Source organism: Sphingopyxis sp. 550A, assembly GCF_053569535.1.
In genome coordinates this window covers 1,438,755-1,451,436 of the sequence record NZ_CM131615.1, presented here as the reverse complement: position 1 = coordinate 1,451,436, position 12,682 = coordinate 1,438,755, and the positions used below count along the sequence as shown (strand labels likewise).

The 12,682-nt window shown below is 68.7% G+C and carries 9 protein-coding genes; 2 read left to right on the top strand and 7 right to left on the bottom strand.

Annotated elements, in window-relative coordinates; all coding sequences use genetic code 11:
- The first annotated feature begins 9 nt into the window (after positions 1 to 9).
- Both mrdA and rodA read left to right on the top strand, forming a co-directional pair.
- A complete protein-coding gene (mrdA, locus tag ACVENA_RS06970; protein ID WP_257549510.1) occupies positions 10 to 1,917 on the top strand; it encodes a penicillin-binding protein 2 in 1,908 nt (635 codons plus the stop codon).
- The gene (rodA, locus tag ACVENA_RS06965; protein ID WP_257549508.1) at positions 1,914 to 3,020 is read left to right on the top strand and encodes a rod shape-determining protein RodA; all 1,107 of its coding nucleotides are present in this window, start codon (positions 1,914 to 1,916) and stop codon (positions 3,018 to 3,020) included. Before mrdA ends, rodA begins: the two co-directional genes overlap by 4 nt.
- 8 nt (positions 3,021 to 3,028) lie before the next feature.
- Here the strand turns inward: rodA and ACVENA_RS06960 are convergent, their stop codons facing one another.
- From ACVENA_RS06960 to ACVENA_RS06930, 7 genes are read right to left on the bottom strand one after another with little or no spacing between them, the layout of a single operon-like run.
- On the bottom strand, positions 3,029 to 5,242 hold the full coding sequence (locus ACVENA_RS06960; protein WP_449328178.1) for a glycoside hydrolase family 3 N-terminal domain-containing protein: 2,214 nt from the start codon (positions 5,240 to 5,242) through the stop codon (positions 3,029 to 3,031).
- Between the two features lie 17 nt (positions 5,243 to 5,259).
- Positions 5,260 to 6,633, bottom strand: coding sequence for an alpha/beta hydrolase family protein (locus ACVENA_RS06955; protein WP_449328177.1), 1,374 nt, complete (start codon positions 6,631 to 6,633; stop codon positions 5,260 to 5,262).
- Positions 6,623 to 8,146 carry an alpha,alpha-trehalase TreA gene (gene treA, locus ACVENA_RS06950; RefSeq protein WP_449328176.1) on the bottom strand — a complete coding sequence of 508 codons (1,524 nt, stop codon included), beginning with the start codon at positions 8,144 to 8,146 and terminating at the stop codon, positions 6,623 to 6,625. The genes ACVENA_RS06955 and treA overlap by 11 nt, the downstream gene beginning before the upstream one ends.
- A complete protein-coding gene (locus ACVENA_RS06945) occupies positions 8,143 to 9,360 on the bottom strand; it encodes an MFS transporter (RefSeq protein WP_449328175.1) in 1,218 nt (405 codons plus the stop codon). The genes treA and ACVENA_RS06945 overlap by 4 nt, the downstream gene beginning before the upstream one ends.
- On the bottom strand, positions 9,360 to 10,391 hold the full coding sequence (locus ACVENA_RS06940; RefSeq protein ID WP_449328174.1) for an alpha/beta hydrolase: 1,032 nt from the start codon (positions 10,389 to 10,391) through the stop codon (positions 9,360 to 9,362). Before ACVENA_RS06940 ends, ACVENA_RS06945 begins: the two co-directional genes overlap by 1 nt.
- A 2-nt stretch (positions 10,392 to 10,393) precedes the next feature.
- On the bottom strand, positions 10,394 to 11,359 hold the full coding sequence (locus tag ACVENA_RS06935) for an alpha/beta hydrolase (protein WP_449328173.1): 966 nt from the start codon (positions 11,357 to 11,359) through the stop codon (positions 10,394 to 10,396).
- The gene (locus ACVENA_RS06930) at positions 11,356 to 12,678 is read right to left on the bottom strand and encodes a family 1 glycosylhydrolase (RefSeq protein WP_449328172.1); all 1,323 of its coding nucleotides are present in this window, start codon (positions 12,676 to 12,678) and stop codon (positions 11,356 to 11,358) included. Before ACVENA_RS06930 ends, ACVENA_RS06935 begins: the two co-directional genes overlap by 4 nt.
- Positions 12,679 to 12,682 lie beyond the last annotated feature (4 nt).

The following is a 12,682-nucleotide window of genomic DNA, read 5'->3' as shown; positions in this document are numbered from 1 at the left end:
ATCCCGCTCATGTTCGGCAAGAAAAGCCCGCCCATCACCGAAGCCTGGAGAGGCATCACCTTCACCCGCCGCGCGATCGTTGTCGGCGGCGCGCAGGCGGCGCTGTTCGGCACGCTCGCGGCGCGCATGGCCTATATTTCGATCATCGACAACGAACGCTACGTCCTTGAATCGGAAAGCAATCGCGTCAATCTGACGCTCATCCCGCCGCGGCGCGGCTGGATCGTCGACCGGCAGGGCAAGGCGCTGGCGAACAATCGCGTCTCCTTGCGCGTCGACATCATTCCCGATCGCCTGCACAACAAGGATCTGGTGCTCGGACAGCTCAAGACGCTGCTCCGCCTCGATGGCGACACGATGGAGCGGATCGAGCGCGACCTGAAGGCCGCGTCGGGATTTCAGCCGGTGGCGGTCGCGGAAGACGTCACGGAGCAGGATTATGCCTCGGTGCTTGTCCATCTGCCCGAACTGCCGGGCATCGCGCCACAGCGCGGCTTTGCGCGCAACTATCCGACCGGCGCCGCGGTCGGCCATCTGATCGGATATGTCGGGGCGCCGACCGCCGAGGAATATGAGAAGGTCAAGGATCCGCTCTACATCACGCCCGGCTACAAGACGGGCAAGGACGGGCTCGAAAAATATTTCCAGGACATGCTGCGCGGCAAGCCCGGCGCCAAGCGCGTCGAGGTCACCGCGCGCGGCAAGGTGGTGCGCGAGCTCAGCACCCAGCCCGACACGCAGGGCAAGACCGTCCACCTGACGATCGACGCCGACCTGCAGGACTATGCCGCGCGGCGCCTGGGCCCCGAATCGGGCGCAGCGGTGGTCATCGACACGCTGACCGGCGACATCCTCGCCTTCGTCTCGATGCCCAGCTTCGATCCGAACAGCTTTTCGGACGGCATCAGCAATTCGGAATATAGCTGGCTGCGCGCCGACGATCACCAGCCGCTGATCAACAAGGCGACGCGCGGCCTCTATCCGCCCGGTTCGACGCTGAAACCGATGGCCGCGATCGCCGCCATCGAGCATGGCATCGATCCCAGCGAGCGCCATACGTGCATCGGGGGCTATCGCCTCGGCAACCGTTTCTTCCGCTGCCTCGGCACGCACGGCAGCCTCGATATGCCGCACGCGATCATGAAAAGCTGCAACAGCTATTTCTACTGGGTTGCGGACCGGCTCGGTTATGATGCGATCGCCCCGACGGCGCGCCTGATGGGGCTCGGCGAGGAGTTCCAGCTCGCGGGCAGCAACCAGCGCTTCGGCACCATCCCCGACAGCGCGTGGAAGATGAAGAAATATGGCCAGCCCTGGTCGGCATCGGATTCGCTGAACGCGGTGATCGGACAGGGCTATGTCAGCGTGAACCCGCTTCAGCTCGCGGTGATGGCGTCGCGCATCGCCTCGGGGCGCCGCCTCTATCCCCGCCTCGTCAACCGGCAGTTCAAGAACGACCCCCTGCCCTTCTCCGCCGAAGCGCTCGGGACCGCGCGCCTGGGCATGGACCTCGTCGTCAACGGGCCGGGCGGCACCGCCGGGCGCAGCCGCCTGCCGCTCGACGGAATCACCATGGCCGGCAAGACCGGCACCGCGCAGGTACGCGGGCTCAACACCGGCAACGGCAAGGGCGGGACGTGGAAGTTTCGCGACCACGGCCTGTTCATCGGCTTCGCGCCTGTCGGCGATCCGCGCTATGCCATATCGGTCATCATCGAGCATGGCATGGGCGGCAGCCGCGCCGCAGCCCCCGTCGCCAAGGACATTCTCACCTTCCTCTACGACCGCGAAAAGGCGATGGAAGCGCTCGATGCGTTCGAGACCGGCTGGGGCGGCACGATCAAGGAGCGCATGGATCGCAATTATGCGGCCTGGAAGGCCGGTATCGCCGCGCCCGATCCGGGGCTCGCGCAATGATCCCCGTCCCGCCCGCCATCCAGCGCATTCCGTGGAAGCTGATCGCGCTGCTCGGCTCGATCATCACTTTCGACCTGCTCGTCCTTTATTCGGCGGCGGGCGGAAACTGGTCGCCCTGGGCGTGGCAACAGGGGGTGCGTTTCCTCGTCTTCCTCGGCATCATGCTCGGCATCAGCCGGATGCCCCTCCGGATCTTCGAGGATTTCTCCTATCTGGGCTATCTTGGCGTGCTGCTGCTACTCCTCGCAGTGGAGCTTTTGGGCTTCGTCGGCGGCGGCAGCCAGCGATGGCTCAACCTCGGCTTCATGAACCTTCAACCCTCGGAACTGATGAAGGTCGCGATCGTCCTCGCGCTTGCGCGCTTCTATGCCCAATTGCCGCCGGGCAACACGCGCACCTTCACCGCGCTCTGGCCCGCGCTGGTTGCCATCGGGCTCCCAGCCGCGCTCGTCATGCTGCAACCCGACCTCGGCACCGCGCTCGCGATCAGCATCGGCGGCGTGGTCGTGATGTTCGTCGCCGGGCTGCCCTTCTGGTGGTTCGGCAGCGCTGCCGGCGCGGGCGCCGCGGCGCTGCCGGTGCTTTTCTCGATGCTTCACGATTATCAGCAGAAGCGAATCCTGATCTTCCTCGACCCCGAGAGCGATCCCCTCGGCGCCGGCTATCATATCAGCCAATCGAAGATCGCGATCGGATCGGGCGGAATCGGCGGCAAGGGCTTCCTCAACGGGTCGCAGAGCCATCTCGACTATCTGCCCGAGGGGCATACCGACTTCATCTTCGCGACGATGGCCGAGGAATGGGGGCTGATCGGCGGGATCGGCCTGCTCTTCGCCTTTTTCCTGCTGATCCGCTGGGGCACGCGCGTCGCGCTGCGCGCCCGCACGCGCTTCGGCCAATTGACCGCCGCCGGCCTGACGATGACGATCTTTTTCTATATCGCGATCAACCTGTCGATGGTGATGGGCCTGGCGCCGGTCGTCGGCATTCCGCTGCCGCTCTTTTCCTATGGCGGATCGTCGATGCTGACGATCATGACCTGCATCGGCATCATCCTGGCGGTCGAGAACGACAGCAAGACGGGCAGCCGCCGCTTTCACTGAGGCGCGGCTCAACTCTCGACGGTGAAACGCGCCTCCAGCGCCGTTTCCGAACTGCCGCCGACGAACAGCGAGAAGCCGCCCGGTTCGACCACGGGCGCAAGACCGGCATCGAGCAACGCGAAATCGGCGGCCGCGAGCGTGAAGCGGACCTGTTTGCGCTCGCCGGGCGCGAGCGCGATGCGGGCGAAACGCTTGAGCACCTTGGCCGGGCGGGTCGTACTCGCGACCTCGTCGTGCAGATAAAGCTGGACGACTTCCTCGACCGCGAACCGGCCTTCGTTCGCGATCCGGAAGGCGACATCAAGCGCGGCGCCGGGCGCGACCCGTTCGGACGACAGGGTCAACCCCTCGTAACGGACGGGCGCATATGTCAGGCCGTGGCCGAAGGGATAGAGCGGGGTCCAGGGGGCGTCGACATATTTGGCGCTGTTGCGTTCGGTCTCGCTCGCCGGACGGCCGGTGCTGCGGTGGTCGTAGTGGATCGGGATCTGCCCGACGTGGCGCGGGAAGCTGATCGGCAGGCGGCCCGACGGGCTGACGTCGCCGAAGAGCAGATCGGCGAGCGCGGGCCCCGCCTCGACCCCCGGATGCCAGGCCCAGAGGATCGCCGGGGCGCGCTCGGCAAGCGCGCCGATCGTCAGCGGACGGCCCGCGAAAATCACCGTCGCCACCGGCTTGCCGAGCGCGAGGACGGCGTCGGCGAGCGCCTGCTGGTCGGACGCGAGGTCGAGCGCGACGCGGCTGCGCGCCTCGCCGCTCATGTCCCAATCCTCGCCGAGGCAGAGGATGACCGCATCGGCGTCGCGCGCCGCCGCCAGCGCCACCTCACCGCCCGCGGCATGAATCACTCGCGTGGCCGAGCCGAGCGCCGCGGCGATCCCTTCGCGCGGCGTGATTGCATCGGCGGCGACCCCGGTCGGCGCCCAGCTTCCCAGCATCGAGCGGCGGTCGTCGGCGAGCGGGCCGATGACAGCGACACTGCGCAGGGCCGTGGACAGCGGCAGCACCTGTCCTTCGTTCCGCAGCAGGACCATGCTCTTGCGCGCAAGGTCGCGGGCGGCGGCGCGATGCTCGCGGCGCAGCGTCTCGCGCTTCGCGCGCGCGGGGTCGCAGTTGCGATAGGGGTCGGCGAACAGCCCTAGCGCCGCCTTCGCCTCGAGCAGTCGGCGCACCGCCGCATCGACGAGCGCGATATCGAGCTTGCCCGCCTCCACTTCGGCGGGCAGCAGGTCAGCATAGATGCCGCTGACCATATCGATGTCGATCCCGGCCTCCATCGCGAGCCGCCCGGCTTCGGCATCGTCGGCGGCTACGCCGTGCGCGACGAGTTCGCGGATGCCGGTATAGTCGCTGACGATCAGGCCGTCGAATTTCCACGCCCCGCGCAACACACCGCGCAATAGCTCGCGGTTGGCGTGCATCGGGACGCCGTTGACCTCGTTGAACGCGGCCATCACGCTCGCCGCGCCCGCGGCGATCGCAGCCTGAAAAGGGGGATAATAATATTCGGCGAGGCGCCGCGGCGACACGTCGGCGACGTCATAGTCGCGCCCGCCCTCGGCCGCACCATAGGCGACGAAATGCTTGGCGGTCGCCATCATCGCGTCGGGGTCCGACAGCGTCCGGCCCTGAAAGCCGCGCACCCGCGCTTCGGCGAAGCGGCAGGCAAGCTCGACATCCTCGCCCGCGCCCTCGACGACGCGGCCCCAGCGCGGATCGCGCGCCATGTCGACCATCGGGGCATAGGTCCAGTGGAGGCCGTTGGCGGTCGCCTCGACCGCCGCGATCCTTGCCGCCTGTTCGGCGGCGGCCGGATCGAAGCTCGCCGCCTCGCCGAGCGGGACCGGGAAGATGGTGCGGAAGCCGTGGATCACATCGTCGGCGAAAAGCAGCGGAATGCCGAGCCGCGTTTCCTCGACCGCGATACGCTGGAGCCGCCGGGTGGTGTCAGCGCCATAGACGCTGAGGAAGGAGCCGATGCGGCCCGCGCGCACATCGGCCTCGCTGCCCGCGGGAACATAGGGGCCGGTGTCGTTGCGCTCGCCGCGCGCCTGCGCGAGCTGGCCGAGCTTTTCGGCGAGCGTCATTCGCGCGAGCAGTGCGTCGATGTCCACCGCGGCGATGCGCTCCGCCGCCTTCGCCCCCGCGCTCGCGAGGACGGCGGCGGCGAACGCACCGGCACCGAGAAACTCGCGGCGGTTGAGGCCGGAGGGGTCGGACACGCCCTGCCCTTCGCGCCTTATCGAACCGCGTCGGCGGCGGGGCGCTTGCCGGTCTCGACCCAACCCTTCAGCGCCTCCCACGTCGCGGTCATCTGTTCGGGCGAGAAGCCGCAATGCGTATAGCCCTCGACCCCGCCGACCGGCAGCGCCGCCTTCGTCCCCGGCACCGTATATTGGACGAGCCGCTTTTCGTTGCCCGCTGCCGCGACGATGCGCCCCAGCGCCTCCGACTGGGCATAGGGGACGAGCGAGTCGATGCGGTTGTGGATCGTCACCAGCGGCACGTCGAACCGGCCCGTCGCCTGATGCCAGCGGCGCGCGTTGGCGACCGCAGCCGGGTCCGCCGTGATCCGCTGGACCTTGGTGTTGAAGGCGGCGGCCTCCTCAGCCGTCATCTCGGGGCTCGCATAGACTTTGCCGGCGTTGCCATAGATATTGCCGCCGAGCGTCGCGCCCAGATCGTCCATGCCGAGCGTCACGGTGACGAGCGGATAGGCGATCGATGCCACTTCGGGCTCGAAGCCGCCGATCGAGGCGACCTGCTTCAGGATGCGCGCTTCGCGCCCCTCGGGATTCGCCGCGGCCGCCTGCGCCAGCATCAGCACCGGCATGGCGATCTGCACGATGCGCCCGTTACGGAAAGCGTCGCTGCTCGCCGCCTCACCCGCGGGCGGGTCCATCGGGAAGGCCGACTTGAGCAGGTCGTGCTCGCCGGGCAAGGCATAGGGCGTGCCTTCGGTCAGCACATTATAGGCGGCGCGCATGTCGATAAGCTGCGCGAACAGGCTTTCCCAGCCGTCGGTGACGCCGCACGCCGAAATCGCGCCGGCAAAAGCCTTCGGATGCTGTTCGATCAGCGACATGACGATATTGCCGCCCATCGATCCGCCCGCGACGAGCACGCGCTTCGCACCGAGCCGGGTCAGGAAATCGCGCAGGCGGAGGGTGTTCTCGGTCGCCGTCTCGACCCCCATGCCCGCCTTGTCATAGGCGCTGTGGCCCGCGGCATAGCCGTCCTGATAGACTTTCAGCATCATGCCGTTGGTCCCCACGCCGGGCGAAAGCGGATCCTCGGCCACCGCGACCGGCGACCCCGGCGCCGAATAGCCATGCGCGAAAAGCAGGGCGCCGCCCTTCCAGCCCGCCGGGAAAGCGACCGAGAACTGGTCGTCTGCGAGCTTGCCCGCGAGGACGAAGCCGCCGTCCGGTGCGGGAAGTGTCTTGAGGTCGGTGGCGCCGAGCTTCGCCGCCTTGGCGACCAGCGCCGATTGCGCCGATGTCAGCGTGACCGCCGGGGTCTCCTCCGCATGAAGCGCCATAGGCGCGGCGAAGGCCAGCAGCGCGGGCGCCAACCGCATCGCGAACGATAGTCCCATCCCTTTACGCATCATCGCCTCCACTCCTTCCTGCTTTCCTATCTCGGATCGCTAGTAATTCCAGCGTCACCCCGTTGGTCCAGCCGAACCCCGTTTCGGTGCCATATTCGCCGCCCGAACCCGCCGAACAGGCGACGACGTCATATTTTTCGAGAAGCTGGCCGGTCGCGGCATAATGCGCCTCGACCATCGCGATCCAGCGATCGGCGATCGCATCGGCAAGCACCGTCTCGCCATAGCGGCGGAGGCCCGTGATCGCGATCCATTGCAGCGGCGCCCAGCCGTTCGGCGCATCCCATTGCTGGCCGCTGTCGCACAGCGTCGTCATCAGACCGCCGGGCCGGAGCAGGCGCCGCAACGCCGCTGCGGTTCGCGAAGCGCGCTCGCCGCTCGCGAGCCCGGCGAAGAGCGGAAACGCCGCCGCCGCGGTCAGGCGGTCCGACGGTGCGCCGTTGTCGAGGTCGAAATCGGCATAATGGCCGCCCGTTTCGTGCCACAGATGATCGGCGATGGCACGCGCACGGGCGTCGGCGCGGGCGGTATAATCGGCCGCCATGGCCTGGTCGCCCAGTCCCTCGGCTTCGGCCGCGATCGCCTGTTCGAGCCCGAAAAGCAGCGCGTTGAGATCGACCGGAACCAGCCGCGTCGTGCGGATCGAGCCGAGATTCCGTCCGTCCGCGAGCCAGCGCGAACTGAAATCCCAGCCGCTTTCGGCCGCAGCGCGGAGGTCGCGCCACAGCATCCCGGCGTCGCGCGCTTCGGCTTCGGCGGCGAGCGCGACATCCTCGCGCCAGCTTTCGTCGCGCGGGCGGTCGCTGTCGTCCCAATAGCGGTTGAGCAGCGCGCCATCGGCCAGCCGCACGACGCGGCGCACCGCGGCCCCGGGCGCGAGGCCGGCCGCGCCGTCCATCCAATAGTCATGTTCGCGCACCATCCAGCCGAGCCGGCGGCGACGGCCCTCGCCGCTGGCGTCGCGCGACAGGGCCGCCATCAGGTGAAAGAAGGGCGGGTGCGAGCGGCTGACATAATAGCTGCGCGTGCCATTCGGGATATGGCCGATGCGGTCGAGCAGGCTGCCGAAATTGGCGATCATATTCTCGACGAGTTGCTGCTGCCCAGAACGCGCGAGGCCGAGCATGGTGAAATAGCTGTCCCAATAATAAAGCTCGCGAAAGCGCCCGCCGGGAACGACATAGGAGTGCGGGAGCCAGAGCTCGGACGATCCAGGCGCCGGCTCGCTCGCGGCGCGGGTCAGCAGCGGCCACAGCGCTTCGATATGCGCGGCGAGCGGGCGCTGGTCGAGCGGCGGGTCGGCCCAGTCCTGCGGCAGGTCGAAATTGGCGAGGACGAAGCGGCGCAGCCCCTCCCCGCCCTCCGGGCGCTCGGCGTGCCAGTCGGCGAGGATCGCGGCGGGCGCACGGCGCGGGCGCGCGTCGGCGAACGTCTTGGAATCGGGGAACAGCCCGCATTCCTGCACCGCCGCGAACAGCGGCCCGAACAATCCGGCGGGGGTATCGACGGCGATCATGCGGCCGCTCCCGCGACGCGCCGCCGCACCAGCGGCAGCGCGAGCGCGACCAGCACGATCGGGAGCAGCAGCAGATAGAAAGCGGTCGTCCCCGGCAGCATCTGGAACAGCAGCCCGACGAGGAAGGAGCCGATCGTGCCGCCGAGCGCGGAGAAGATCACGATCAGCCCGATCATCGCCGCGTGGCGCTGCTGCGGCAGCGCGCTCAGGGCGACCGAACAGACGGTCGGATAGATGGGCGCGAGGAAGAAACCGATCAACGGAAAGAGCCAGGCGGCGGCGGGCGCGCTGGCCCAGCCGATCCCGGCGCGCGGCCGCACCCCTTCGGCGAGCGGCAGCGCCGCAACAACGAGCAGTGCCAGCGCCGCAAGGCAGGCGAGCAGCACCGGCAGCCAGTCGATACGGCGGAGCAGGACGCCCGACGCCAGCCGCCCGAGCGCGAGCGAGGCCACGAAAAGGCTCGACATCCGGACGCTCATCGCGGCGGGCAGATGCAATATCTCGCGGTTGAAGGTCGGCAGCCAGGTGCCGACCCCCTGCTCGACCAGCACATAGAGGAACAATGCGGCGAGCACCGCGGCGGTCGCGGGAAGCGCGGCGAGCGCGAACATCGCCTTCCACCCCGCCGTTACCGAAGCCCCCTCGCTGTCGACGGGAACCATGCTCTCGTCGAGCCGGACGCCGAGCCAGAGGACGGCCGCGAGCACGCAGACCGCCGCGAGCAGCCAATAGACGCGCAGCCAGTCGCCCGCGTCGATGAACCAGCCGAAGATCCACGCGCCCGCGAGCACGCCGCCCATGAACACGCCCTCGATCAGGCCGGTGATGCTGGCATGATCGGCAGGATCGCGCGCGACGAGGCCGATCGCCGAATAGGTCGCGATCTTGGTGATGCCGAACGCCAGCCCGGTCGCCACGAACAGCGCCTGCATCGCCGCAAAGCCGGTCGCGAAGGAGGCGAGCAGGCACGCGGCCGCCATCGCCGCGAGCACCGCAATCAGCGAGCGGCGATAGCCGAAGGCGGGAACCGCGGCGACGAGCAGGAAGGAAGCGGCGACGACCGACAGATCCTTGCACGCCTCGAGCGTCGATCCCATTGGCTTGCTGATCCCGAACTGGGCGATCGATTGCAGAATGACAGTTCCGACGCTGTTCATCAGCAGGCCGAGCAGCGCATAGGTGAGCGCGAGCGAGGCGATGGTGCGGGTTCGCATCAACGCGCGCTTCGTCCCAGATGCCGGTCGAAGAAGGACGTGATCAGCCGATACGCTTCCATCGATTCGGGCATGTCGGGCCAGACGAAGAAGGCGTGCGGCAGGCCATCGAACAGATGAAGTTCGCTCGGCACTCCGGCCGCCGTCAGCCGCCGGTCGGCGAGCGTCAGCGCGCTGACCGCGAAATCGCGTCCGCCCGCGAGCAGCAGCGTCGGCGGCATCGCCTTGATCTCGTCCGGCGAGGCGAGCGGATAGGCGGCGGCATCGCTCGCCGGGACATCCTGCATATAGGCCAGCGGCAGCACGTCGGGCAGCGCGGGTGCGGACAGCGCCGCGCCGCCGGTGATCGGTCCGGCCAGATAGGGACTATCCCCCGAATAGGGCGCGCCGGTGCCGCAGAAGGTGCCGATCGCGCCGGGGCGCGGCAAGCCCTGACGGCGTATCCACGCGGTCGCCTGCGCGGTGATGACGCCGCCCGCGGAGCAGCCGTAGATGCCGATATTCTCCGGCCGATACTGTTCGAGCAGCGCCTTGTAGACCGCGGTGACGTCCTCGGACGCCGCGGGATAACGATGCTCGGGCGCGAGGCGGTAATCGACGGTCACCACCTTGACCCCCATCGTCGCGGCGACCGGAATCGCCTCGACCAGCGCGCCGCTGCCCGATCCCCACATGAAGGCGCCGCCGTGGACGTTGACGAGCACCCGCGCGGCATTGCCCTTGGCGACCCCGCCCGCGGGTTCGACGATGTCGACGGTGACGCCGTTGATCACCGTGCGCTGCTCGCGGGTCTGGAAGTGCTTCCGCATCTCGGCGAGGCGGTCGTCGTTGTAGCGGTCGTAGAAGGCGCGCTGCTTTGCCACGTCGGTCGCGATTTCGGCGGGCGCGGTCGCGGCGGCCATGCGCTGGAGGACGGCCTGCGCCTCGTCGCTGAGCTGGTTCGACACCGGCAAGGTGAAGGTCGGCACCGCGAGCTGGGCCGCGGCGGGCGATGCGGCCGCGAGCGCCGCGGCGGCGAGCACTATCCTCATGGTCATTCTCCCAGCCGCTCGGTGAAGAAGCGCGCCATCACGGCGAAGGCGGCATCGCTTTCGGGCGCATCGATATAGGCCCAGAAGGCATGCGGCAGCCCGTCGAACACCACCAGCTTCGCGGGCGCGCCCGCCGCGTCGATCGCGCGGCAGAAGTCGGCGGTGCCGCTCAGCAGGAAATCGCGCGTGCTGGCAAGACAAAGCGTCGCGGGCCAGCCGGTCAGGTCGCCCCGCTGCGGCGAGACGAGCGGATCGCTCACCGCCCGTCCGCCCGCATAGAGCGCGGCCAACGCATCGACGCCCAACGCATCGGCGAACAGCCCGGCGCTGTCGCCGACCCGCGACAGGTCGGCAGCGCCCGAGAAGAAGCCGAGCGCGGCGGGCTGCGGCAATTTCTCTGCGCGCAGCCGCGCGACCAACTCGGCCGACAGGATCGCCCCGGCCGATGTGCCATAGACGCCGATCCGCGCCGGATCGTGATCCGCCAGCAAGGCGCGATAGATGGCGAGCGCGTCATCGACCCCGGCGGGAAAGGGATGTTCGGGGAGCAGGCGATAGCGCACCGCGACGACGCGATAGCCGGTGAGCGCCGCGACCGCGGCATTCTCGCTGATCGACCCCGCATCGACGATGAAGCCGCCGCCATGAAGATTGAGCAAGATCGGCGTCTTCGCCGCGCCCTTGGCGGAGGTGAAGATGCGGACCGGCACCCCGGCGATCACATCCTCCTTCATCGTCACGCCATAACGCGCGAGGCGCGGCGCGCCGATCTCCTGCTGGATCGCGTCGATGCGCGCGCGGCGTCCCGCGATGTCCGCGGGTTCGGGCGAGCGCGCGGCGTCGGCGGCGAGCCCCGCTTTCGCCTCGGGCGACAGGAAGTCGGGCCACGGCGCCTTGACCGCCTGCGCCTGAGCCGTCGCGGATGCGAGCCCCGCTGCGAGCAGGGGCACCAGAAAAGACCGGATCATCCTGCCCGAACTCCGCCCGCCCGCGCGATCGCACCGAACCGCTTCGCGCTCGGCTTGACCGTCCGCTTGAAGGTTCGCCGGTCGACCGACACCAGCCCGAATTTCGGGCCATAGCCCGACATCCATTCGAAATTGTCGAGCAGCGACCAATGGATATAGCCGAGCACCGGCACGCCGTCGCGCCGCGCCGCCTCGACCGAGGCGACGGCTTCGGGAATGAAACGCTCGCGTTCGCTATCGTCGGCGGCGTCGATGCCATTCTCGGTCACCATCACCGGCAGCCCCGTCGCCTTGTGGGCATAGCGCACGACATTGCCGACCGCGGCGGGAAACCATTCGCCGCCGCCCGGCCGCTTCGGCGCATCGGCGGGCGGATCGACATCGCGGTCGGCGCCGACATAGGCGCGGCCATAGGTCTGCACGCCGATGAAATCATCCTTGTCCATCACCGCGAAGAAAGGGCCATAGACTTCGGCGCGCTTGCGCTCGATCCCGCTGTCCGCACCGACTGCGACATTATCGGGGATGGCAAGACTCATCCCGATCGGCAGATCGGACCGCGCCGCGCGGATCGCCGCGCGCCCCGCGACATGCGCGGCAACCACGCCGGGGATCATCGGCGCCGGATCGCCCGCGTTGAGCAACGAGAAGCGATCCGATCCGCTCGCCTTCGCCGCCGCCGCGCAGCAGGCCGCGACGGCATCGCGCATCGCCTGCGATAGCGGGTGAATGGCCCAGTTGCCGCCGAGCGCCAGATTGGGCTCGTTGAAGGTCAGCGCATGGCTGATCCCCGCCGCCATTGCGCGCGCGACCCGGTCGCAATAGCGCGCGAACAGGTCAGGCGCGTCGGGATTCTCCCACCCGCCTGCCGCCGCGAACCAGCGCGGGGTGGTGAAATGGTTGAAGGTGACGACCGGCGCCAGCCCCTGTTCGCGGCAATGGTCGACGATGCGCGCATAATGATCGAGCCAGGCCTGGCTGAACTGCCCCGGCGCCGGCTCGATCCGCGACCATTCGACCGAGAAGCGATAGCAGTTGAGCCCGAGCGCCTTGACGATCGCGACATCCTCGCGCCAACGGTGCAGGCTATCGCACGCATCCCCCGACGGCTCGGCGAAGATGGTCGGCTTGACCTGTTCGAGCAGCCAGATGTCGGCATTGATATTGTTACCCTCGACCTGATGCCCCGCGGTCGCGGCGCCCCAGAGGAAGGGGTGCGAGGCCGGCGCGGCGCGGAGCGGACCGGCCGCGGCGGCGGCAATCGCCGCCGCGCCGAGACCGATCATCTCGCGCCGGTCGAACCGGGTTCCGGTCGTCATGCCG